The sequence below is a fragment of the Geomonas oryzisoli genome (assembly GCF_018986915.1).
Lineage (GTDB): Bacteria > Desulfobacterota > Desulfuromonadia > Geobacterales > Geobacteraceae > Geomonas > Geomonas oryzisoli.
In genome coordinates, this window is the sequence record NZ_CP076723.1 from 85288 (window position 1) to 107889 (window position 22602).

Below are 22602 nucleotides of genomic sequence, written 5' to 3' on the forward strand. Positions count from 1 at the left end.
GCTGAGCCTCCGGCGCTAGGAGTAAATTGAAAACGAAGAAGGCTGAGCCTCCAGCCTAGGGAGTAATTTGAAAAAGCAAAAGGCTGAGCCTCCAGCGCTGGGAGTAAATTGAAAATGAAAAAGGCTGAGCCTCCAGCCTAGGGAGTAATTTGAAAAAGCAAAAGGCTGAGCCTCCAGCGCTGGGAGTAAATTGAAAATGGAAAAGGCTGAGCCTCCAGCCTAGGGAGTAATTTAAAAAAGCAAAAGGCTGAGCCTCCAGCCTCGGGGGTAATTTGAAAAAGTAAAAGGCTGAGCCTCCGGCGCTGGGAGTAAATTGAAAACGAAGAAGGCTGAGCCTTTAGGCTCGGGAGTAAATTGAAAACCGAAGAGGCTGCATCTAGTGGTGCCACATCTAGGGGCTAGTGGTGCCGGCTAGTGGTGCCCGGCTAGGGGCTAGTGGTGCCAGGTCTTGAAAAATCACTATTGCGATGCAAGGATCCGGTGGCGGAGCGGAAGGCCTCGAAAAGGGGACTGGCTCCGCCAGGTGCCTGTCCCCTTTGCCTTGGTTCCTTATGAAGGCCCACCTTGCGCTCCTCCAAGCTTCCCACCCATGATCAGAATCCTCGACAGGGTTAACTTCCAAGCCGATTCCTCCCATCTCAGCAACGCCACTGGCATAACCAATTGGAATTATCAAGTATCCAACTTTCTGAATTTTTTGTGACTTAACTCACTTGATTAGAGGGCATATTTAGTTGTGCATTCATGAATACTGGTATAATGTCATTTGCGACTTTATGTCAGTTTGAATAACTCCCGGTAGTATGCCGTACGGCCTATGAGTGAGATATGCACAACATCGACATAAATGTGAATGTCATGACTCCCAGTCCTGAAATGGAGATGGTGCAAAAGGCCAGGGAGAACCTGGGGGAAGGGGGGCTGAAGTCCGTCCGGTTCCCGGAACCGCTGGAATCCGCCTTCAACGAGTACTACGGCGACAAGACCCTCAAACACGTCAGGGTCGCCCTCTTCACCGGGTTGATTCTCTACGCGGTGTTCGGACTGGTGGACGGCCTGCTCCTGCCTGCTGACCGCGCCCACATGTGGTTCATCCGCTACGCGGTGGTCTGCCCCACGGTCGTCGCCGGCCTTGCTTTCACGTACTTCCCACACCTCAGGCGTTTCATGCAGCCGGTGGTCTCACTGGTGATGCTGGTGGGGAGCCTCGGCATCGTCTCCATGGTCTACTATGACCCGACCCCCACCAAAAATTATTACTACTCCGGTCTGCTGCTTCTCATCATGGGGGCTTTCACCTTCGTGAGCCTCAGGTTACGCTACGCGATGTGCTGGGCCGTCGCCACCACGATGGCATATGAGACGGTAGCTTTTTTCATCAACCACACCGACATCACCATCCTGACCCAGAACACCTTCAGCATCGTCGCAACCATCATTATCGGGGCCTTCTCCAACTCGCTGATGGGAAACTACCTGCGCCGCGACTTCCTGAACGCGAAACTGCTCGAATACGAAAACCGGCAGCTCCAAAACGCGACGCTTGAATTACGCAGGCTTTCCATCTCGGACCCGCTCACCAGCCTGGGCAATCGCCGCCATTTCGAGGTGATGCTCGACCAGGAATGGCTGCGCGCCGTCCGTTCCGAGGCGCCTATCGCGCTCATCTTCTTCGATATCGATTGCTTCAAGCTGTACAACGACAACTACGGGCACCAGGCGGGCGACAACTGTCTGAAGCTCGTAGCGCAGGAATTGGGACGGTTTGCGAGGCGGCCGGGGGACACGGCGGCGCGTTACGGCGGGGAGGAGTTCGTTCTGCTCCTTTCCGGCATCGGCCTCGCCGATGCGGCGACCATCGCCAAGGCGTGCCGCAAGGCGGTGGAGGCCCTTCACATCCCGCACAGCCACTCTCCCGTGGCCCGGGTTGTTACGGTAAGCGCCGGTGTTGCCGCCATGATTCCCGACCTCGACGCAGACAGGCAGCAGCTGGTGGAGGCCGCAGACAAGGCGCTCTATCGGGCCAAGCTCAAAGGGCGCAACAACGTGGTTGCTTCGAGTCGGGACACTGAGCGGAGAGGCCGGCAGGTCTACCAGCAGGCTGTCAGTTAATGGTCGGTGCTGCGCTGCGTCGCTAAATCCCCCCTATCCCCCCTATCCCCCCTTCGCAAAAGGGGGGGACTCCGGTTCACGTGTACCACTTCGTAAGTGGCACTTTCAGCCGGGAACCTTTCAGGAACGCTCCTTTCAGCTCAGCCACTTTCTACAAGCAGTAAGGGGACAGGCACCTAGCGGACAAGCGCTAAGGGGACAGGCACCTGGCGGAGCCAGTCCCCCTCTTCGCAGGGCGGGATCAGAGTTCGCGGCGCGGTATGGACAGAAGCTCTCCGATATAGGAGAGGTGGCGCTGCTCCTGGGAGAGGTTCACCCGCAACACCTTCATGACCTCTTCGGGAAAACCCAGGGTTACCGCTTCCTGATATTTGCGGTTGGTAAGCCTCTCATTGCTCTTCATCGCCTCCAGGGCTTCCTTGGTGCCGGTGAGACTCATCAGGGCGGTGAACCCTTCGATCAGGTAACCTTTGAGATCAGGCACGGGCTTGACCGGCGTCCCCCCCATCTGCTGTACCACGGCGGTAAGGTTGGTGATGTGGGCCTGGTGGTCTTCCTGGAAACCGCGAAACCTCTTTACGATGTCACGATAGTGGATGTGCTTGATGGCATGATCGTAGGCCTCCGCCGCATCGACGTCCAACTGGATCAGCTCGTTCAGTTTGTCAATTATCTCCGCCCTTTCCATGTCCGCCTCCCCTGTTTGAAATGTGAATACTCTAATCTTAATGACAGGCATACATTGTAGCTGCTGCCCGGTTGATGGCAACCGCGGCGGCCACAACTCTCTTGCTGTGCTTGACCTCTCTTTTCCAGCCGTTATCATCCTTGTGTCGAGTCATCACACACAGACACAGCACGGAGAACTACATGGAAACAAGGACCAGGTTCAAAGCACTGGTAGTTGAGAAGGGGGCGGACCAGACCTTCACCAGGAGCATTAAAGAGCGCGACATAGACGAACCAGGGCCGGGGGAACTATCGGTGCGGGTGCGCTATTCCTCGCTCAACTACAAGGATGCCCTCTCCGCCACCGGCCACCCCGGCGTGACCAGACAGTTCCCGCACACTCCCGGGATCGACGCCGCAGGCGAGGTGGTGTCATGCAGCGACGGGAGTTTCGCCCCCGGTGACCAGGTCGTGGTTATGGGGCACGACCTCGGTATGGAAACCGACGGCGGCTGGGGGGAGTACATCCGGGTTCCCGCGAGTTGGGGGGTACCCCTTCCCGCCGGGCTCTCCCTGCGTGACAGCATGATCCTCGGGACCGCCGGATTCACGGCAGGGCTGTCGGTGCTGAAACTGGAATGGGCCGGGGTAAGGCCGGAAAGCGGCGACATCCTGGTCACCGGCGCGACCGGCGGCGTGGGGAGCATGGCGGTGAGCATCCTCGCCGCGGCAGGTTACCGCGTCGTGGCCGCCACGGGCAAGGCGGCCGACGAGAGTTTTCTCCGGGAGCTGGGCGCGGCGGAGGTCATCTCTCGCGAAGAGGTGACCTCGGGAGGGGAGCGAGCCCTGATGAAGGAGCGCTGGGCGGGCGCCGTCGACGTGGTCGGAGGGGAGACCCTGGCAGCGGTGCTGAAGTCGACCCGCTACGGCGGTACCGTCACCTGCTGCGGTCTGGTCGGCTCCGCGGAGCTCCCGGTCAACGTCCATCCTTTCATCCTGCGTGCCGTCACCCTGATCGGGGTCGACTCCTCGCGCTGCCCGCGCGATACCCGGTTTCAGGTTTGGCAGCGCCTGGCCGGCCCATGGCGGCCGCGCCTCTTGGAGCAGATGGTGACCGAGGTGCCGCTGGAGGGGCTGGAGGAGAAGGTCGGGCAGATCCTGCAGGGAAAGGTCACGGGGAGGGTCCTGGTAAAATTGTGTCCCGCTTGAAGTAGCGCTACAGCAGTGGAGCGTTCCGCTACAGGGACAGGCACCTGCGGAGCCAGTCCCTTCCGGCATAAAAAAAGGCCAGTCCGTGACGGACTGGCCTTTTGACTTTGCAGGCGGCTTAGGAGTGTAACATCGTCAGCTCACCTGCACCTCGATGCGACGCGGCTTGGCGATCTCGGCCTTGGGGATGCGCAGGGTGAGTATGCCGTTGGCGAAATCGGCCTTGGCCTTGCCGTGGTCGAGGCTTTCCGGGATGGTGAACTGCCGGAAGTAGCTCCCTAGTTCGAATTCCCGGTAGACCGCGTTGCCGGGCACGGAGTGGGCCGCGGGCGCGCTGATGGTGAGAACTCCCTTTTCCACGTTGACGTCGATGCCTTCCTTGGTTGCGCCCGGGAGGTCGGCTGTCACGAACAGGCCTTCCTCTGTTTCGATGATGTTCACTGCCGGGCGTATGAATCTCTCGTTCGACCTCGTTTCTTCACGGGCCTGGACGTTCATTTCGTCATTTCTTTCGGTCAAGCTGTTGGGTGCCATATCGACGACCTCCTTTCTTCAATGTTCTCGCTTATGAAAGCTTGATCTCGATCTTCTTGGGCTTGGCGTGCTCAGCCTTTGCCATGGTTATGGTCATGATGCCGTCCTTGCACTGGGCGGTGATCCTGTTGGCGTCGATGTCGACCGGAAGCTCCAGTGTGCGGCTGAACTTACCGGAGCCGAGCTCGGTGCGGTGCACGATCCCCTTCATGTCGGCGAAGGGCTTGCGCTCGCCGCTGATGGTGAGGGTGTTCCTGAGCACGGAGAGTTCAACATCCTTAGGATCGACCCCCGGCACAAGGGCTTCGACGTAAACGTTGCCCTCATCCTCGCTGAAGTTGACCATCGGGAATCGGCGGGTGGTCACCGGCGAGAGGAAGGTCGGCCCAAAGGGGCGGTTCATCCCGGCGCCGCGGAAAGCTTCGTCGATCTCTCTTCTTAAATTGTCCAGTTCTCTGAAAACGTCCCAACTTGCCATGTCGATTGTCCTCCTTTCGGTGAGTCAATTTCTAAGCGTAAGATAATCACGGTTTTGATCGTGTCAAGGGGGGCAGAGGAGAGCGGAAGGGACAGGCTCCGCTTCGGTGCCTGTCCCTTTAGCGGAACGCTCGTTTCTGCTTAATCTGCTCACCAAGCCCCAAAGGGGACAGGCACCTGGCGGAGCCAGTCCCCTCCTACGAGAACCGGCTCTTCAGGAAGTCCAGTCCCTTGCCGACGAGCCCCCCTTCGGGAACCTTCCCGTCCGGTGTGGCCTGGTCCACCGCGTCGGGAAGGTAGCGGGTCAGTTTGGTGACGGTTTCGTCGGTGGAGAGTCCGGCCTGGTTCGCCAGCCGCTGGACCCGGTCGCCACCGAGAACCTCGTGCAGCTGGTTGGGGGTGACGGGAAGGTTGGGGCCGGTGTCGATCCAGGAAGAGATGATATGTCCGAGTCCCTTCTGGTTGAAGGCCTGGATGATCCCTCCCAGTCCGCCGCTGTGGCGGTCGGTCAACATCTCTATGATCCCTTGCATGAGACCGGCATCCCCACCGCCGGCCAAGCCGCGCGCCTTGCCGACGACATCGTCAATAATGCCCATATGATCCTCCTGTTCGTTGGTTTGGGTTTGCGGGGCGATTGAGGCTGCACCCCTGTCGACAGGTTCCTGACCGCTTATCCCGGGTGGCTGATACATTGCATTGGTGTATCCTAATAAGCGCAGAAGTGTACCACGCGTCTGGTTGGATGGAAGAGGCCGGATATACTTTGCAATCATGCCAAGGGGGTGCCCGATGCATTCGATAGGAAACGCGGCTTTACTGAAGTTGCGCAAGGTGGCTTTCCTGTGTTCCCGCAAGTTCCCCCATGAGGCGGCGGAGAAGGCCTACGACTGGGCGGAGGCGCAACGCGCCGCCGGCACCTGCGTCATCTCTGGCTATCACTCGCCGATCGAGAAGGAGGTGCTGTGCAGGCTGCTGCGGGGAAGCCAGCCAATCATCATCGCCCTGGCCCAGGGGCTGCACCGGCTCGATCCGGAGTGGGAGCGGCACATGACAGCGGGACGCCTCCTGGTGATATCCCGCTATGCCCAGAGTGTGAGCCACCCCTGTGAGTCCAAATGCTATCAGCGCAACAAAATGATGATCGACCTCGCCGATACCATTGTCATAGCGCATGCATCTCCCGGAGGAAGCCTGGAGCGGCTGTGCTCCGAGCACGGGGATAAAGTGGTTCTGCTGTAACGGACTGGCTCGGAAAATTCTAAAAATAAAAATATTGACAATCACAACGCCCTCCTCTATAAACGAAAACAACTTTCAAAACCAACCACATCGTTGATCCATCCGGCTGCTTTATTCCCCAGTCAATCAGATGTTTAGGTCGGCAACGGACGCTGTCGTGACATTCACGACCCAAGGCGTTTCTGTCAACGGATTGTCCGGTCGATGCTTTGAAAGTGAATGTCATTGTATTGAAGTGTCGGGAGGGCTCCCTCCGGTACCACCGAGGCGTATGTGAACCAATCGAAGCAGAAGGTGAAAGAGCAGTTTCACCGTTTTCTCTCCAAGAAACGGCTCAAGGCCACCCTGCAACGCAGCCTAATCCTGGATGCGTTTCTCGACCTTGACCGCTCCACCCATATCGATGAGCTGTATCTGGTCCTGCGTGGCAGGCACCACCACATCGGGCACGCGACCGTGTATCGCGCCTTGCGGCTGTTCATCGCCGCAGGCATAGCCCGCGAAATATACCTGGGAGACGGGTTGACCCGCTACCAGGTCGACGGACAGGGGCAGCGCCGCGATTACCTGGTCTGCAATGACTGCGGCACCGTCACCGAGTTCGACAACAGCTCCACCGAACGGCACCAGGACGAGGCGGCCCGCACCATGGGCTTCACGGTCCAATCACTTAAGATCGAATTGCGCGGGCTCTGCAGCCGCTGCCTGACGCAGCAAAGCTGACAGTCTCAGGCACGGGATTTCTGCAACTGACATATGACGCTGCGGCACTGAGTTACTCACGGCTACGCGGCGACTCAAGGGAGTATTGTTTTTTTTCTCCAATGAATGAAATTGGTTTTCAGTTTTGAATGACTGTTCCGATAAAGGTCAAATAGTGAAAACAGTTTCGTAGATACGAGAGTTTGTTCAGATCTTGCTGTCAAAACCGTCGAAGTCTCAGCAAAGAAATGAGGAGGGATTCTATGTTCAAAATGAAGAAGATTACCGTGACCGGGATGTTCCTGTTGGGGCACCTTTTTATGACTTCCGGGGCGGCCTTCGCCCTGCATCCCGACCTGGTGGTGCCGGAGAAGGTGGAATGCAAAGTGAAGGCCTGCCAGGAGATCATGCGCCTGGGCAACAAGTACCAGGTGGAGGGGCTCTTCTCCAAGGAGTTCCAGGAGGGAAAGGCGCAGTGCTCCCGCATCGACGTGGCCCTGGCGGTACATCTTCTGACCGAGAAGATGGCCGAGAAGGTGGTCAAGGAGGGGAGCCAGGCGGTGGACAAGGAGGACCTTGTCCTGCTGAGCGACCTCAAGGAGGAACTGCGCGCCGAGATGCTGCTGGTCGGCACCAGGACCTTCCAGTCCCGCCACGAGGACCTGGGTACCAGGTTCACCGCCCTCACCAAGAACATAGCCCTCTCCGGCGGGATGGTCGGGGTGCTGCAGGGCTCCATCGGCAACAAGCCCAAGGACTCCACCGACGCGGTGGGGCGCGCCGACCTCGTCTTCAACTTCAAGGTCGGCGAGAACACCATCGCTGTCATCGACGTGGAAGCGACCGGCGGCGACGGCAGCGACTCCAGGGTGGCATCCTTCTCCGGGCTGAACGGTGTCGCCGGCTCCACCGGGGACCGGGTCCGCTTCCGGGAGGCCTGGATCGAGCACTCAGCGCTCAACGACCACCTGGTACTGACCGCCGGCAAGGTCGATCTCTCGAACTATTTCGACTCCAACGCGGTTGCCAACGACGAGAACAGCCAGTTCCTCTCCTCCGCCTTCGTCCACTCCGCGGTCCTTCCCTTCCCGGCCAACGGGCCGGGCGCGAGGATCCAGGCGAAACTCGCCGAGCCGCTTATCTTCGGCATCGGCTACGGCAGCGGCGACGCCGGCAGCGCGGACAACTCGGACAGCGCGGACATCTTTGACCACGGCTTCGGCATCGCGGAGCTGGCTTACAAGCACAAGGCAGGCGAACTCGAGGGGAACTACCGGATCTACGGCGCCCTGGACGGGGCGCGGCAGGACGGGACCAACAAGCTGGTGCGGAAAAACGCCTACAACGTGGGCGTCAGCCTGGACCAGCAGGTAACCGACAAGCTGACCCTCTTCGCACGCTACGGCCAGCGCGACAAGGACGTCTACGCCGTCAAGGGGGCATGGAGCGCCGGCGGCCACTACCAGGGACTGATTCCCGGGCGCAAGGATGACATCCTGGGCTTCGCCTACGGCCAGGTAAGGGCGGCCGGCACGGTGGCCGATGCCCAGGAGAGACTCACCGAGGTCTACTACAAGTACAAGGTGAGCGACCAGATCGAGATCTCGCCGGTGGTGCAGTACCTGGTGAACCCGGCCGGCCTCAGCAGCAGCGACAACGTGGTGGCCCTGGCCCTGCGTACCAAGATCAGCTTCTAGAGAAGGGTAGGGGACGGCGCCCGAAGGCAGCGCCCCACACCGCACAAAGAAAAACGAAAAGGAGCGCCCATGATACCTCTGGGACTTTTAAGCGCGGGAGAAAGCGGCGAGATCGTCGAGCTCGCATTCGGCGCGGCGGCAGGCAGCGCCGCCGTGAAGGCGGAGCAGGACAAGACCATGGTCCGGGTGGAGGAGATGGGGCTTCGCATCGGCAAGAACGTTGAGATGCTGACCAACGGCGGCAGCACCATCCTGCTCAGGGTGGACGAGGCGAGGATCGCCCTGGCCCGCCGCATGGCGATGAAAATTATGGTGAGGAGATAGCGAGATGAATCTGGCAAAGCTGAAACCGGGGCAGAAGGGAACCATCACGTCGATCGGCTCGATCGGCCCCCTGAAGAGGCGGCTCATGGACATGGGTGTGTTGGTGGGAGAGCAGGTGAAGGTACTCAAGGTGGCGCCGTTGGGCGATCCCATCGAGGTGAGCATCAAGAGCTACAACCTTTCCCTCAGGAAGAAGGAAGCCGAAGGCATCGCGGTGGAGGTGGCGGGATGAGCACGCAGCTGAAGCACAAGGACGAGGAATTCGAGGCCGAAGTCTCCGGGCGCTCGGCCGAGGCGCGCGTCATCACGGTCGCGGTCGCGGGCAACCCCAACTCCGGCAAGTCGACCCTCATCAACGCCATCGCCGGCACCAGGCTCCATGTCGGCAACTGGGCCGGCGTCACCGTGGAGAAAAAGGAGGCCCTCTTCGAGTTCGTCGGCAGGAAAATCCGGCTGGTCGACCTCCCCGGCACCTACTCGCTTTCCCCCTATTCGCAGGAGGAGATCGTGGCGCGCGACTACCTGGTCCACGAGCGCCCCGACCTGATCGTAAACGTGGTGGACGCCACCAACCTGGAGCGCAACCTCTACCTCACCGTGCAGATCATGGAACTGGGCATCCCCGTGGTCATGGCCCTCAACATCTACGACGAGGCCCAGGAAAAGGGATACCGGATCGACGAGAAGGTGATGGAGAAGATGCTGGGGATCGCGGTGGTACCGACCTCGGCCACCAAGAGGACCGGCCTGGACGAGCTGCTCGCGACCGTGCTGCGGGTGGCGGACGCCCGGAACCAGCGGGCGCCGAAAAAGCTCAATTACGGCGAGGACATCGAGGTGGCCTCGGAGCACCTGGCCAAGGCCTTCCATACCAGCTACCCCGCGCTTTGGGAGCGCTACCCGAAACGCTGGCTGCTTTTGAAGCTCATGGAGCAGGACAGCCACGTGATGGAGGAGCTGAACCTGGACGACCTCGGCTTCCTGGACCAGGCGCTGCACCACCTGCGGAAGGCGCACGGCGAGGACATCGAGTCCATCATGGCCGACGCCCGCTACTCGCTCGCCTCCGGCCTCACCCGGGAGGTGCTGCACAAACCCGAGCTGCGCCAGACCGAGCTGACCGAGAAGATCGACAAGATCGTGCTGAACCGTTTCCTGGGAATTCCGATCTTCATGGCGGCGATGTGGCTTCTGTTCAAGCTGACCTTCGACCTTTCCGCCCCCTTCGGCAAGTGGATCGGCGCCATGACCGACGGCCCCTTCAAGCGCTGGGCCTCGGCGGTGCTGACCCCGCTTGGGGCACCGGACTGGACCGTGTCGCTGGTGAACGACGGGGTGATTGCGGGGGTGGGATCGGTGCTCGTCTTCGTGCCGGTCATCTTCGCCATGATGTTCTTCATCACCTTCCTCGAGGGAAGCGGCTACATGGCCCGCGCCGCCTTCGTCATGGACCGCACCATGCACTCCATCGGCCTGCACGGCAAGTCGTTCATCCCGATGCTGCTCGGTTTCGGCTGCAACGTCCCGGGCATCTACGCGACCCGGACCCTGGAGAACCCCAAGGACAAGGTGTTGACCGCGCTGCTGGTGCCGCTCATGTCCTGCGGCGCGCGCCTGCCGGTGTACGTGCTCTTCGTCGGCATCTTCTTTCCCAAGAACTCCAGCACCGTGATCTGGTCGCTGTACATCATGGGAATCCTGCTCGCGGTGGGCATGGGGCTCGTCTTCAAGAGGACGCTCTTCCGCGGCGAGGCGCCGATGTTCATCATGGAGCTCCCCCCCTACCGCATGCCGAGCCTGCACAGCCTCTGCGTGCACACCTGGGAGAAGGGAAAGCACTTCCTGTTCAAGGCGGGTACCTACATCTTCGCCGTTTCCGTCCTGGTCTGGTTCCTGCTGAACCTCCCCTGGGGGGTCGAGCACAAGCGCGACTCCTACCTTGGCCAGGCGGGCGCTGCCATTGCCCCCATCTTCCAGCCGGTCGGCTTCGGCAACTGGGAGGCGGCCTCCTCGCTGATCACGGGCGTCATCGCCAAGGAGATCGTCGTGGGGACCATGGGCGAGATCTATGCCCCCAAGAAGGACGAGAAGAAGGAGGTCCCGACCCTGCAGGAAGACCTGAAGGAGGTGGCGACCTCCTTCGGAGAGGCCTGCGTCCAGGCGGTGAAGACCCTGCTCTATCTCCCCCAGGCGGAGGAGAAGGAGGAGGACCGGGGCGGCCTGAATGTGGCCATCCAGGGGGCGTTCACTCCGCTTACCGCTTACGCCTTCATGGCCTTCGTACTGCTCTACATGCCGTGCGTGGTCGCCATTGCGGCCATGCGGCAGGAGTTCGGCACCTGGAAATGGGCCGGCGTGGGGCTCATCTATCAGACGGCGCTGGCGTGGACTGCTGCGCTGATCATCTACCAGGGGGGACGTCTCCTGGGTCTGGGAGGTTGAAAATGGGAGTTGCCGATATCGTCATTGCGGCCGTAATCGTGGCCGGAGCCTGCTACATCCTGTACGCGACACTCTGGAAGAAGAAGGGGTGCTGCGGCTGCGAAGGGGGGAGCTGCTGCAAGAAGTAGGGTGCTGAAACGACAAGGGCCGGGGGAATTCCCCCGGCCCTTTGCGGTTGGTGTTTCGTTGTTTCAGGCGTAGACGGAGAATCCCTCCGGCGGGTTCACCGCGGTCGCCTGCTGGGCCAGGATGTTGGCCATCTGCATCTGGGCCTGCGCGGCGTGCTTCATCAACTCCATGGAAGCCGACTGCTGGGCGAGAGCAGCGGCGCCTGCTACCTGCATGGTTGCTATGGTGGTTACATCCATAACGTGACCTCCTGCGCCGCTTACCTCCGGCGCTGCAGCTCTTTTCGGCACCAGAGAACGAACTCTTGAGAAAAATATCGCGACCGGCTCCGGCGTTGTCCGGTGCCCCCTCCCCTTGCGGGAGGGGGGGTAACCGGGCAACTGGCCTATTGTTCGACCGTGGTTTCCCTCAAGGTGGTTTCCACGCGGATCTCGCTGGTGAGGGTGCGGTGCACCGGACATTTCTCCGCGATCTCCAGGAGCTTTTGCCTCTGCTCCTGGTCTAGCTCCCCGACCAGCTCCAGCTCCCGGTGAAACTTGTCGATGCGCCGGTCCTGGGAGTCGCAGTCGCGGCAATCCTCGGCGTGGATCTTGTGATGGGAAAGCCGCACCAGCGCGTCGACGAGCGGCCACCCCTTGCGCCGGGCGTACATCTGCATGGTCATCGTGGTGCAGGCCGCGAGCCCGGCCATGAGGAATTCGTAGGGAGAGGGACCTTCGTTGCTGCCGCCGTAACTGACGGGCTCGTCCGCGGTCAGGCTGAAGCCGTTGGCGAAGATCTCGGTGCGGAAGCCTTCGGCCCCGGTGCGGGCGGTGACCCGGTTGTCCGAGGCCTGGAACTCGGGCTGGGTCATGGGCTCGGGTTGGGCGACGTCGAGATAGCGCCCGGCCCAGGAGGCGATGACCTCTCCGGCATAGCGCGAGTCGGTCGCCTCGGAGAGGAGGTGGTCGGCCCTTCCGAGCGAGATGAAGCTCTTCGGGTGGTGCGCCGCCTGGAAGATCTGGGTCGCGTTGTCGATCTTCACGATGTCGTCCGCGGCGGAGTGCAGCACGAGGAGCGCCCCCTGCAGATTGGCCAGCGATTCGGCAGGGCGCTGCGCCTCCAGGTCTTCGAGCAGGCTTTTCCTGATGGTGAAGTCGCTGCCGCCCAGGTTCACGGTCGCCTCTCCCCGGCGCTCGGCCTCTTCGGCAGACGGTCCCAGCAGGCGTCGCAGATGGGAAGGGGAGTAGGGAGCCGCTATGGTTGCCACTGCCGTCGCCGAGGGGATTTCCGCGGCGGCAACCAAGACCGCCGATCCCCCCAGCGAATGCCCCACCAACAGCCGCGGCGCCTCGTACTCGCGCTCCAGGAAGCGCGCCGCCGCGACCAGGTCGGAAACCTGCGACGAGAAGGTGGTGTCGGCGAATTCCCCCTCGCTCTCCCCCAGCCCCGTGAAGTCGAAACGAAGGACAGCGATGCGCCGGCTGCTCATGGCGCGCGTGATGTTGACGGCCGCCTTGATGTTCTTGGAACAGGTGAAGCAGTGGGCGAAGATGGCATAGGCCACGGGGCGCTCGTCATCCGGAAGTTCCAGCCGCGCCGCCAGCCGGTACCCGTTGTCGTTTATAAAGGTGACCCTCTTGGTGTTCATGGCGAACTCCTCCGCCGGTCGCCCCGGCTGTAGCATAGACTCTGCTTGATGATGGCAGGAAAATGATAATGCCGGCCGGGATCAAGTCAATGTGTCACAGTAAAAAGATTTAATCTGCGGGCGTACTCCTGTGTTAGTCCTCACGAGGCGAAATTACAATATTGGAATTCAAATCACAAAACGGTAATGATTTGGTACTTTTCTCTTTAAAGAGAATGAGCTATAAAGATAACTTCCATCATTATAATGTAATGCTATGCCAGTGGGGAGCGCGAAGATGTTTGCAACGTGGTCGATTAAGAAGAGAGTTGTCGTTTCCGTCATCGCTTTGTGTGTCGCCAGCATCACCATTTTGGGGGTTTTTGCCTACCAGTACCAGATGCACCAGATGCAGGAAGGCCTCAAGGACGAAGCCGCCAACAACGGTCGCCTGTTCGAGGCGATTCTCAAAGGCGACGCCGAGGGGCTGGGGCGTGCCCACACCGGTCTCGACAAACTCGACGTGCTGATGGCTCCCTTTGCCGCCGGCAACAAGGACGCGCTCCTTGCCGCGGCCCAGCCGATCTTCAGCGAGATCAAGCAGAACAACAACATCACCCACATGTACTTCATCCAGCCCGACGGGAAGGTGCTGTTGCGGGCGCACAAGCCGGAACAGGACGGGGACGTCCTGAAACGGGAAACGTTCCTGAAGGCCCAGGCGACCAAGCAGATGTCCTGGGGGCTGGAGATGGGGAAGAACTTCTTCTCCCTGCGCTGCGTCAAGCCGGTCAGCTACCGGGGCAGCGCCCTGGGGTACATGGAGGTGGCCGAGGAAATCGACCACGTCTTCCAGCAGATGAAGCAGATCACCGGCAGCGACGTGGCCCTCTTTCTCAATGAAGACTTCCTGAAGAGTAAATCCGCCGATGTAAAGAGCGAGTTGGTGCATTCGTTCCGGATACTCTACCCTACCAATAAGCCCATAGCGCTCGGGGTCGCCGCCAAGGTGGGGACCGAGATGACCGAGGGGCTCAAGGACCCCAAGATCGCCATCGTCTCCTTTAACGGGGGAAAGTACCTGGTCGGCATCAGCCCGGTCCGGGACGCTTCCGGCGGCACCGTCGGCGTCGTATTCACGCACAAGGAGATCAGCCCGCTGTTCGTCACCATGTGGAAAGGGGTGGCGGCGCAGCTTGGCATCTTCATCGCCATCCTGTTTGCCTCCATCGCCATTCTCTACCTGTCGCTCAAGCCGAGCCTCAACCTCTTCCACACCTTAAGGGAGCATATCGTCTCGGTTACCTCGACCTGGGACCTGAGCCGCCGCCTCGAGGTGGAAACCCAGGACGAGATCGGTGCCATGGCAAACGATTTCAACGCCATGACCGACAAGCTCGCCATGATGGTGCGGCAGGTGAGCCACTCCAGCAACGAACTCGGTGCGGTTTCCGAGAACCTGATGCAGGTTTCCGGCACGGTGGTGTGGGTCGCCGAGCAGCAGTCCACCTCCGTTGAAGAGGCTTCCAGCGCGATGACCCAGATCACCTCCTCGATCAAGGGGGTGGCACGTGCGGTGGAGGGGCTGTCGCAGTCGGCGTCGGAGAGCTCCTCTTCGGTGCTCGAGATGGCCTCCAGCATCGAGGAAGTGGCGTTGAACGCCGAGGCACTGGCCCAGCAGGTGGACGAGGTCGGTTCGGCCATCATCGAGATGGCGGCCTCCATCAAGCAGGTGGGGAGAAATGCCGACCTGCTCCTCGAGGAGGCCAGCATCAACTCCTCCTCCATCGTGGAGATGGACAGTTCGATCAAGGAAGTGGAAAAGAACGCGCTGAACACGGTGAAGATCTCCGAGACCGTCAAGCAGGACGCCGAGGTGGGCAAGAGCGCGGTAGAGTCGACCATCCTCGGCATCAGCGCCATCAAGGCCTCCTCGCGCATCACCTCGGAGGTCATAGCGACCCTCTCCCAGCGCGCCGGCGACATTGGCACTATCCTCTCGGTCATCGACGACGTGGCCGAGCAGACCAACCTTTTGGCCCTCAATGCCGCCATTATCGCGGCCCAGGCCGGCGAACACGGCAAGGGCTTCGCCGTCGTGGCCGGCGAGATCAAGCAGCTCGCCGAGCGCACCAGCGCATCCACCAGGAAAATCTCCGAGGTCATCAACGGCGTCCTCGAAGAGACCGACCGGGCGGTGGTCGCCATCCGGCAGGCGGAGCAGAACATCGCCCAAGGGGAGGAGTTGTCCCGTAAGTCGGGCGAGGCGCTGGAGAAGATCGTCGCCGGGGTGCAGCAGGCCACCGAGCAGGTGAACGGCATCGCCCGGGCCACCGCCGAGCAGGCGCGCGGCAGCCTGATGATCAGGGAGACCACCGACAACGTCACCACCATGGTGCGCCAGATCGCCATCTCCACCCGCGAGCAGGGGGAGGGGAGCAGTCTCGTGCTGAACGCGGTGGAGAAGATGAAAATGCTTACCGACCAGGTGAAGAGCTCGACCCGTGAGCAGAGCAACGTCGGCAAGTTCATCGCCAACTCGACAGAGAACATCACCGAGATGATCAAACGCATCCAGAAGGCGTGCGACGAGCAGAGCAGGGGCGCCGACCAGGTGCTCCCGGCCGTTGAGAGCATCAAGTCCGCCACCGAGAGCAACATCGGGGCGGTCAAAGTGCTCGGCGAAAGCACCTCGGCCCTGGCCGGTCAGATCAGCGTGCTGCAAAACGAGATCGACCGCTTCGACGTCTCATCCGCCAAGGAGTAGGGGGGGCGCTGCAGCACCAATCCCGTTTCCCAGCTCTCCCCCTCCCTTGACGGGAGGGGGCAGGGGGGTGGGTGACCTTGCCATGACCGCAGATGTGGCACCTTCCCCCACCCCCTAACCCCCTCCCGCAAGGGGAGGGGGACATGTACGCCTGCATCCGCCAATCTCGCCTGCTTAACCTTCTTACCGCCCGCACCCCTCGTAAAACCCGGTATAATTCCTGTCGTTGTTTTTTACGTCCCGGTTCCTAAGGTAGGAGAAAGGCGGCTGGTATGTCCGAAAACGATGGCACCTTCACTGTCATGACCTACAACGTGCACCGGTTGACCGGCAACGACGGCCGCACCTCGGCCGCGCGCATCGCCGAGGTGATCGAAAGTTACCAGCCGGACATCGTGGCGCTTCAGGAACTTCCCGGCGCGCGTTTTCGCCCCGAGACCGGCGGTGCCTGTCAGGATCTGGCGCATGAATTGGCGCTGGTGGTCAGAAGGGACGTTCACTACAATCTCGAACGGGAACGGTGGGGCAACGTGGTCTTCAGCCGCTTTCCGATGCGTCTGGTCCGGGCGGGGGGGCTGCATCCGGAGAACCGCTACCGGACCATGGTGCCGCGGGGCGTGATGTGGGTGGAGATAGATGTCTGCGGCCAAAAACTGCAGCTGGTGAACACCCACCTCGGACTTACCCCCCGGGAGCGCGGCTACCAGGCCAAGGTGCTCACCGGTGCTGAATGGCTCGCACACCCGGACTGCCGTCCGCCGGTGGTGCTGTGCGGCGACTTCAACACCCTTCCCAGCTGGAGCATCCACAAACGTCTCAGAAACGCACTGCAGGACGAGCAGGAACGGCTTAAATTCGGGCACACCCAGTTCACCTTCCCGAGCAACATGCCCATGCTCCGGTTCGACCACATCTTCATCTCCCCCGACCTCGCGGTCGAGAGCGAACTGATCCCGCGCACCAGGCTGACCGGCGTCGCGTCGGACCACCTGCCGCTCATCGTGAAGCTGCGCCTGGCTTGCCTCGAACAGCCGCCGGAGGCGACGAGGTAGCAGCGAAAGTTTCCAAAACTCCTAAAGTCGACGGCCGCCTCTTCCGAAGAGTAGGAAGAATCAAACAGACGCCCCGCAGCGGGGAAACGGAGAGATGCTATGAGCGAATACACGGAGATGCCGGACGATATGGAAGTACAGGAAGTTATCATCGAGCGCGTGCTGCAGAACACGGGCTCTTTGCTGGAAATATGCCTGGTGAAGCACGGCCGCCAGTACGAGGCTGCAATCTTCGTGGAAGGGAAGTACAAGCCGGGACCGCCGCTGCCGCGCCCGCTGGAGTCCCCCTCCGGCAACTTCAGCCACTGGATGGGGGTGCGACCCAAGGTCGGGCTTTCACAGGAAGAGGCGGACCAGATCTTTTATGAGGTGAACGGTCTGAACGCCCTGCACCGGATCCAGATGAAGGATGACTGGGGGCACCTGCTGGATACGGTCTAAGCAGAAGGGACTGGCTCCTTTAGGTGCCTGTCCCTTTAGCGGAACGCTCCATTCATCTCAGTTATCTTTTCAAGCTCCAAGCAAGAAGGGGACAGGCTCCTGGCGGAGCCAGTCCCCCACCAACGAAAAAAGGGCCGCTCCCGTCGAGGGGGCGGCCCTTTTCCTTTTGCTGCAACTCCGTAGCTACATCTCCACCCTGGTCAGGACCCCCTGCAGCTTGCTGGCGGGGAGCTGGTTGAACTGGACGAAGTTCGGGCTCAGCTTCTTGATGGCGTTGAACACCTTCCAGATCGGGTTGTTGGTGGTGATGTCCTCGACGCCGTAGAAGATGACCTTCTCGTGGATGTTGTTCTTCTTCAGGAGGCTTTCGATGTCGATCACCTCCATGTACCCGGCGAAGATCTCGAAGGAGTCCAGGCCGCTGCCCCGGTTTTCGGTCAGCTTGTAGGAAACGCCGAAGGGCTCGTCGGTCCTGATGATGGAGATGAAGACGTTGCGCTCGTAGATGATGTTGCTGCGGATGATGCAGTGCACGACATACGGGGGCACCACCGCCCACTCACGGGTAAAGAAGAGGCCGGTCCCGGGGATGGTGCGGTTCTTGGCGAAGATCTGCTCGTAGGACATGAGGAAGGTCTCCACGTCCAGCGGCTTGAGGGCGCGGTACAGGGCGCGCTGCCCCTTGGTCCAGAGCAGGATGGTCAGAAACGGCACCGAGGCCAGGATCAGGGACCAGTAGCCGCCGTGCGGCAGCTTGTTCAGGTTGGCGATCAGGAACACGGAGTCGACCAGGGTGACGGCGATGGCGATGGGGACCTTCCACCTCTTGGTGGTGTTGGCGAAGATCCAGGTCATCATGATGCCGGTGATGGTCATGCTGCCGGTGACGGCGAGGCCGTAGGCCGCGGCCAGGTTCTCGGACTTACCGAAGAGCAGCATGATGAAGATAACCAGCACCATCAGGGTCCAGTTCACCGAGCCGATGTAGATCTGCGATTTGAGGTGGCTCGAGGTGTAATCCACCTTCATGAGGGGCATGATCCTGGTGGTGATCCCCTGGTAGATGATCGAGAACACGCCGCTGATGAGCGCCTGCGAGGCGATCACCGTGGCCAGGATGGTGAGCAGCAGGAAGGGGATGTACAGGATCTGGGACTGGTCGTGGATCATGCCGAACAGGGTGTTCTTCTCGTGCTGGTGATCCAGCAGGAAGGCGCCCTGCCCCAGGTAGTTGATCACCAGGGCGATGAAGACGAAGTACCACGCGCGCACGATCGGCTTTCGGCCCAGGTGTCCCATGTCGGCGTAGAGCGCCTCGCCCCCTGTGGCGCACAGGATTACCTCGGAGAGGACGAAGAAGGCGGACATCCCGTTGTCCAGGAAGAACTTGATGGCGTACCACGGCGAAATGGACTTGAGCACCTCGGGGTGCCCCACGATGGCGATCAGCCCCGACACGGTAAGGGCGGAGAACCAGAGCACCATGAGGGGGCCGAAGGCGCCTGCCACCTTGTCGGTTCCCTTGGACTGGAAGATGAAGAGGATGATGGCGATGGTCGCGGCGATGGCGATCACGCCCGCCTGGGACAGGTTCGCGGTGGCCGGTATCAGCTCGAGACCTTCGACGGCGGAGAGTATGGAAATCGCGGGCGTGATGACGCCGTCACCCAAAAGCAGGGACACCCCGATGAAGGAGAGCAGGCCGATGAAACCCATGGCGCGCCCCCCCTTGAGCAGGCGGACCAGGATCTCCTTCAAGACGATGGTACCCCCTTCGCCCTTTCGGCCGAGGCTCATGGCGAGCCAGGCGTACTCGACGGTGACCAGGATGAACAGAGTCCACACGATCAGCGACAGGATGCCGAAGATGTTGTCCGCAGTCGGTTTGGTAAGGGCGAAGATGACGGAGAGGGTATAGATGGGGCTCGTACCGATGTCGCCGAAAACCAGGCCCATCGATTTCACTACCCCGCCCCAATATGATTGTTCGTGTTTCTGCATGGAGCACGCCTCCAGATGGTAACAGCGCGCAACTTATAGCACCGCTCTGCACCAGTGACAAGAAAAACCGCGCAAAGGGCCGGTATATCGACATCTCTCCGCTTTTTATACCATCGGCCTCTCCTTTGCCATCTTTGCCTTGTGAATAGGGTGGAGTGACGAGAGTCGGCGTTGCCCTGTAATGGGCGGAAATCCTTGTTTGCGCTTGACATTGTTGACTATTGCTTGTAGCTTAAGTCGTTTCTCTCATGGCTTAAACTGACAGTTCGGAGGCCGTTTATATGGATTATAAGGACACTCTCAATCTCCCCAGCACCAACTTCCCGATGAAGGGAAATCTTCCCCAGCGCGAGCCCGAGATGCTCAAGCAGTGGGGCGAGGTTGACATACACCAGAAGATCGAGGAGGCCGGCAAAGGCAAGCCGCGTTACGTGCTGCACGACGGCCCTCCCTACGCCAACGGGCACATCCATATCGGCCACGCGCTGAACAAGATCCTGAAAGACATCGTGCTGAAGAGCAAGCGCATGGAAGGCTTCGCCGCCCCCTACGTTCCGGGTTGGGACTGCCACGGCCTCCCCATCGAGCTGCAGGTCGAGAAGAACCTCGGTTCCAAGAAGCACGAGATCTCCAAGCTGGAGATGCGCAAGCTCTGCCGCGAGTACGCCGCCAAGTTCGTCGGCATCCAGCGCGCCGAGTTCGAGCGCCTGGGCATTTTCGGCGACTGGGACGAGCCGTACCTGACCATGAACGCGAGCTACGAGGGGGCCACCGCCCGCGAACTGGCGCGCTTCGCCGAGAACGGCGGCCTCTACAAGGGTAAGAAGCCGGTGCACTGGTGCTCCTCCTGCGGCACGGCGCTGGCCGAGGCCGAGGTCGAGTACGCCGACCACAAGTCCCCCTCCGTGTTCGTGAAGTTCCCGCTCAAGGAGGACCTGGGGAGCGCGGTGCCGGAACTTGCCGGCAAGAAGCCCTCCATGGTGATCTGGACCACCACCCCGTGGACCCTCCCCGCGAACCTCGCCATCGCCCTGCACCCGGAGCTCGACTACGTGGCGCTCGTGCTCAATAGCGGCGACGTGGTCATCGTGGCCGACGGCCTGAAAGAAAGCTTCCTGAAGGAGATCGGCGCGGAAGGGACCGTGCTGGCGAAGTTCCCCTCCACGCTGCTGGAGAAGAAGCTGGCCCGCCACCCGTTCTACGACCAGGATTCCATCATCCTCCTGGGTGAGCATGTCACCCTGGAAGCCGGTACCGGCTGCGTCCACACCGCCCCCGGCCACGGCCAGGAAGACTACGAGCTCGGCCTTGCGTCCGGTCTCGACATCTACAACCCGGTCGACAACCGCGGCCGCTTCTACGAGAACATCGAGTTCTTCGGCGGCCAGTTCGTGTTCGACGCCAACAAGAACGTCATCGAGAAGCTGATCGAGGTGGGTGCCCTTCTGGGTTCCAAGGAGATCTCGCACTCCTACCCGCACTGCTGGCGCTGCAAGAAGCCGGTCATCTTCCGCGCCACCGAGCAGTGGTTCATCTCCATGCAGAAGAACGACCTGCGCGGCCGGGCGCTGACCGAGATCAACAACGTGAACTGGATCCCGAAGTGGGGGCGTGAGCGCATCTACGGCATGATCGAGAACCGCCCGGACTGGTGCGTTTCCCGTCAGCGCTCCTGGGGCGTGCCCATCGCCGCCTTCTACTGCAAGAGCTGCGGGCACGTGCTCGCCGACGGCACGATCATGCACCGCGTGGCCGACCTCTTCGCCGAGCACACCTCCGACATCTGGTACGACTGGGATGCCGCCAAGTTCCTGCCGGAAGGGACTACCTGCCCCTCCTGCGGCAAGAACGAATTCGAGAAGGAAGGCGACATTCTCGACGTCTGGTTCGACTCCGGCACCTCGCACGCCGCCGTGCTCGAGCTGCGCGACAATCTCGGTTCGCCGGCCGACATGTACCTGGAAGGAAGCGACCAGCACCGCGGCTGGTTCCACTCCTCGCTTTTGGCCAGCGTCGGCACCCGCGGCCGCGCCCCCTACAAGAACGTGCTCACCCACGGCTTCGTCATGGACGGCGCCGGCCGCAAGATGAGCAAGTCCGTGGGCAACGTGGTGGCACCCGAGGACGTCATCAAGAAGTTCGGCGCCGACGTGCTGCGTCTGTGGGTCGCCGCGCAGGACTACCGCGACGATCTGCGCATCTCCCAGGAGATCCTGACCCGGCTCTCCGAGAGCTACCGCCGCATCAGGAACACCTGCCGTTACATCCTGGGCAACATCCACGACTTCAACCCCGACACCGACTGCGTCGCTTACGCCGACATGCCGGAGCTGGACCGCTGGGCCATGCACCAGCTGGAACTCTTGAAGGAGAAGGTGCTTGCCTCCTACACCGACAGCGAGTTCCACATCCTCTACCACGCGGTGAACGGCTTCTGCACCGTCGAGATGAGCGCCTTCTACCTCGACATCCTCAAGGACCGCGTCTATACCTCCAAGGGCGATTCGCTGGCCAGGAGAAGCGGCCAGACCGTGATGTACAAGATCCTGGACGCGCTGGTGCGCATGGTGGCGCCGGTACTCTCCTTCACCGCCGAGGAAGTCTGGGCCGAGATGCCGGGCACTCGCGAAGAGAGCGTGCATCTGGCGCTCTTCCCGGCGCTTACCCCGGAGGTCAAGGACGAGGCGCTGGCCGCCCGCTGGGAGAAGATCATCAAGATCCGCTCCGAAGTTTCCAAGGCGCTCGAGCTCGCCCGCGTCAAGAAGGTGATCGGCCACTCCCTCGACGCCGCCGTCGCCATCAAGGCTACCGGCGACACCGCGGCGTTCCTCAAGGATTACGAGGCGCAGCTTGCCGAGATCTTCATCGTTTCCAAGGCTGGACTGGTCGGCGAACTGGCCGGCGACGTCTACGTGGCGGAAGGGATCGAAGGGCTGGAGGTGGGTGTGAGCGCGGCTCCCGGCGAGAAATGCGAGCGCTGCTGGTGCTACAGCGAGGAACTCGGCAAGGATGCCGAGCACGCGGGCATTTGCCCGAAATGTCTTGCGGCCGTGAAATAAACTACCTTCATCACTCCCCCTCCCCCCTTGCGGGGGAGGGTTGGGGTGGGGGGGAAGGTGCCACCTGCGACGATGTTGGCTGCTTCACCCACCCCCCAGCCCCCTCCCGTCAAGGGAGGGGGGGCGATTGCAACCT

Annotated in this window: 20 protein-coding genes; 13 read left to right on the forward strand and 7 right to left on the reverse strand. The window is 61.1% G+C overall.

All coding sequences use genetic code 11. The features are described 5' to 3' along the window. Positions 1–876 precede the first annotated feature (876 nt). Positions 877–2112: a diguanylate cyclase gene (locus KP004_RS00360; RefSeq protein ID WP_216800426.1), complete on the forward strand. Its 1236-nt coding sequence runs from the start codon at positions 877–879 to the stop codon at positions 2110–2112. Between the two features lie 241 nt (positions 2113–2353). Here KP004_RS00360 and KP004_RS00365 read toward each other — a convergent pair whose 3' ends face one another. After that, complete coding sequence (locus KP004_RS00365) at positions 2354–2800, reverse strand: ferritin-like domain-containing protein (RefSeq protein ID WP_216800427.1); 447 nt, start codon at positions 2798–2800, stop codon at positions 2354–2356. Between the two features lie 182 nt (positions 2801–2982). Between KP004_RS00365 and KP004_RS00370 the strand changes: the two genes are divergently transcribed. Next, positions 2983–3990: a YhdH/YhfP family quinone oxidoreductase gene (locus KP004_RS00370; protein ID WP_216800428.1), complete on the forward strand. Its 1008-nt coding sequence runs from the start codon at positions 2983–2985 to the stop codon at positions 3988–3990. Between the two features lie 135 nt (positions 3991–4125). On the opposite strand, the gene KP004_RS00375 is transcribed toward KP004_RS00370, so the two are convergent. The 3 genes from KP004_RS00375 to KP004_RS00385 form a co-directional block, all read right to left on the reverse strand. After that, positions 4126–4524 (reverse strand): Hsp20/alpha crystallin family protein, encoded by a 399-nt coding sequence (locus KP004_RS00375; RefSeq protein WP_216800429.1) that lies wholly within the window; start codon positions 4522–4524, stop codon positions 4126–4128. Between the two features lie 31 nt (positions 4525–4555). Beyond that, complete coding sequence (locus KP004_RS00380) at positions 4556–5002, reverse strand: Hsp20/alpha crystallin family protein (RefSeq protein ID WP_216800430.1); 447 nt, start codon at positions 5000–5002, stop codon at positions 4556–4558. 196 nt (positions 5003–5198) lie between these two features. Then, positions 5199–5600 carry a YidB family protein gene (locus KP004_RS00385; protein ID WP_216800431.1) on the reverse strand — a complete coding sequence of 134 codons (402 nt, stop codon included), beginning with the start codon at positions 5598–5600 and terminating at the stop codon, positions 5199–5201. 193 nt (positions 5601–5793) lie between these two features. Here KP004_RS00385 and KP004_RS00390 point away from each other — a divergent pair, with 193 nt between their 5' ends. From KP004_RS00390 to KP004_RS00420, 7 genes are all read left to right on the forward strand, one after another. Continuing rightward, positions 5794–6243, forward strand: a complete 450-nt coding sequence (locus tag KP004_RS00390; RefSeq protein WP_216800432.1) for a DNA-processing protein DprA — start codon at positions 5794–5796, stop codon at positions 6241–6243. 273 nt (positions 6244–6516) lie between these two features. Then, on the forward strand, positions 6517–6966 hold the full coding sequence (locus tag KP004_RS00395; protein WP_216800433.1) for a Fur family transcriptional regulator: 450 nt from the start codon (positions 6517–6519) through the stop codon (positions 6964–6966). Between the two features lie 242 nt (positions 6967–7208). Further along, a complete protein-coding gene (locus tag KP004_RS00400; RefSeq protein WP_216800434.1) occupies positions 7209–8642 on the forward strand; it encodes a carbohydrate porin in 1434 nt (477 codons plus the stop codon). 69 nt (positions 8643–8711) lie between these two features. Beyond that, entirely contained in the window at positions 8712–8966 is a 255-nt protein-coding gene (locus tag KP004_RS00405; protein WP_216800435.1) for a FeoA family protein, read from the forward strand. Positions 8967–8970: 4 nt separating this feature from the next. Beyond that, positions 8971–9198 carry a FeoA family protein gene (locus KP004_RS00410; RefSeq protein WP_216800436.1) on the forward strand — a complete coding sequence of 76 codons (228 nt, stop codon included), beginning with the start codon at positions 8971–8973 and terminating at the stop codon, positions 9196–9198. Next, a complete protein-coding gene (gene feoB, locus KP004_RS00415; protein ID WP_216800437.1) occupies positions 9195–11408 on the forward strand; it encodes a ferrous iron transport protein B in 2214 nt (737 codons plus the stop codon). The genes KP004_RS00410 and feoB overlap by 4 nt, the downstream gene beginning before the upstream one ends. Positions 11409–11410: 2 nt before the next feature. After that, positions 11411–11536, forward strand: coding sequence for a FeoB-associated Cys-rich membrane protein (locus KP004_RS00420; RefSeq protein WP_216800438.1), 126 nt, complete (start codon positions 11411–11413; stop codon positions 11534–11536). Positions 11537–11599: 63 nt separating this feature from the next. Here KP004_RS00420 and KP004_RS00425 read toward each other — a convergent pair whose 3' ends face one another. Together KP004_RS00425 and KP004_RS00430 are read right to left on the reverse strand one after the other, a co-directional pair. Continuing rightward, complete coding sequence (locus KP004_RS00425; RefSeq protein ID WP_216800439.1) at positions 11600–11776, reverse strand: hypothetical protein; 177 nt, start codon at positions 11774–11776, stop codon at positions 11600–11602. 146 nt (positions 11777–11922) lie between these two features. Next, on the reverse strand, positions 11923–13167 hold the full coding sequence (locus tag KP004_RS00430; RefSeq protein WP_216800440.1) for a bifunctional alpha/beta hydrolase/OsmC family protein: 1245 nt from the start codon (positions 13165–13167) through the stop codon (positions 11923–11925). A gap of 277 nt (positions 13168–13444) precedes the next feature. Here KP004_RS00430 and KP004_RS00435 point away from each other — a divergent pair, with 277 nt between their 5' ends. From KP004_RS00435 to KP004_RS00445, 3 genes are all read left to right on the forward strand, one after another. Further along, on the forward strand, positions 13445–15913 hold the full coding sequence (locus KP004_RS00435; RefSeq protein WP_216800441.1) for a methyl-accepting chemotaxis protein: 2469 nt from the start codon (positions 13445–13447) through the stop codon (positions 15911–15913). 272 nt (positions 15914–16185) lie between these two features. Continuing rightward, positions 16186–16965, forward strand: coding sequence for an endonuclease/exonuclease/phosphatase family protein (locus tag KP004_RS00440; protein ID WP_216800442.1), 780 nt, complete (start codon positions 16186–16188; stop codon positions 16963–16965). Positions 16966–17064: 99 nt separating this feature from the next. Then, on the forward strand, positions 17065–17406 hold the full coding sequence (locus tag KP004_RS00445; RefSeq protein WP_216800443.1) for a hypothetical protein: 342 nt from the start codon (positions 17065–17067) through the stop codon (positions 17404–17406). A gap of 183 nt (positions 17407–17589) precedes the next feature. Here KP004_RS00445 and KP004_RS00450 read toward each other — a convergent pair whose 3' ends face one another. Then, positions 17590–19407, reverse strand: coding sequence for a KUP/HAK/KT family potassium transporter (locus KP004_RS00450; protein WP_216800444.1), 1818 nt, complete (start codon positions 19405–19407; stop codon positions 17590–17592). A gap of 281 nt (positions 19408–19688) precedes the next feature. Between KP004_RS00450 and ileS the strand changes: the two genes are divergently transcribed. Beyond that, positions 19689–22466 carry an isoleucine--tRNA ligase gene (gene ileS / locus KP004_RS00455; RefSeq protein WP_216800445.1) on the forward strand — a complete coding sequence of 926 codons (2778 nt, stop codon included), beginning with the start codon at positions 19689–19691 and terminating at the stop codon, positions 22464–22466. The last annotated feature ends 136 nt before the right edge of the window (positions 22467–22602 follow it).

Bases quoted from the DNA above. Each gene is read 5' to 3' on its own strand.
- KP004_RS00360 (WP_216800426.1), top strand. From the start codon at position 877: ATGGAGATGGTGCAAAAGGCCAGGGAGAACCTGGGGGAAGGGGGGCTG.
- KP004_RS00365 (WP_216800427.1), bottom strand. From the start codon at position 2,800: ATGGAAAGGGCGGAGATAATTGACAAACTGAACGAGCTGATCCAGTTG.
- KP004_RS00370 (WP_216800428.1), top strand. From the start codon at position 2,983: ATGGAAACAAGGACCAGGTTCAAAGCACTGGTAGTTGAGAAGGGGGCG.
- KP004_RS00375 (WP_216800429.1), bottom strand. From the start codon at position 4,524: ATGGCACCCAACAGCTTGACCGAAAGAAATGACGAAATGAACGTCCAG.
- KP004_RS00380 (WP_216800430.1), bottom strand. From the start codon at position 5,002: ATGGCAAGTTGGGACGTTTTCAGAGAACTGGACAATTTAAGAAGAGAG.
- KP004_RS00385 (WP_216800431.1), bottom strand. From the start codon at position 5,600: ATGGGCATTATTGACGATGTCGTCGGCAAGGCGCGCGGCTTGGCCGGC.
- KP004_RS00390 (WP_216800432.1), top strand. From the start codon at position 5,794: ATGCATTCGATAGGAAACGCGGCTTTACTGAAGTTGCGCAAGGTGGCT.
- KP004_RS00400 (WP_216800434.1), top strand. From the start codon at position 7,209: ATGTTCAAAATGAAGAAGATTACCGTGACCGGGATGTTCCTGTTGGGG.
- KP004_RS00405 (WP_216800435.1), top strand. From the start codon at position 8,712: ATGATACCTCTGGGACTTTTAAGCGCGGGAGAAAGCGGCGAGATCGTC.
- KP004_RS00410 (WP_216800436.1), top strand. From the start codon at position 8,971: ATGAATCTGGCAAAGCTGAAACCGGGGCAGAAGGGAACCATCACGTCG.
- feoB (WP_216800437.1), top strand. From the start codon at position 9,195: ATGAGCACGCAGCTGAAGCACAAGGACGAGGAATTCGAGGCCGAAGTC.
- KP004_RS00420 (WP_216800438.1), top strand. From the start codon at position 11,411: ATGGGAGTTGCCGATATCGTCATTGCGGCCGTAATCGTGGCCGGAGCC.
- KP004_RS00425 (WP_216800439.1), bottom strand. From the start codon at position 11,776: ATGGATGTAACCACCATAGCAACCATGCAGGTAGCAGGCGCCGCTGCT.
- KP004_RS00430 (WP_216800440.1), bottom strand. From the start codon at position 13,167: ATGAACACCAAGAGGGTCACCTTTATAAACGACAACGGGTACCGGCTG.
- KP004_RS00435 (WP_216800441.1), top strand. From the start codon at position 13,445: ATGTTTGCAACGTGGTCGATTAAGAAGAGAGTTGTCGTTTCCGTCATC.
- KP004_RS00440 (WP_216800442.1), top strand. From the start codon at position 16,186: ATGTCCGAAAACGATGGCACCTTCACTGTCATGACCTACAACGTGCAC.
- KP004_RS00445 (WP_216800443.1), top strand. From the start codon at position 17,065: ATGAGCGAATACACGGAGATGCCGGACGATATGGAAGTACAGGAAGTT.
- KP004_RS00450 (WP_216800444.1), bottom strand. From the start codon at position 19,407: ATGCAGAAACACGAACAATCATATTGGGGCGGGGTAGTGAAATCGATG.
- ileS (WP_216800445.1), top strand. From the start codon at position 19,689: ATGGATTATAAGGACACTCTCAATCTCCCCAGCACCAACTTCCCGATG.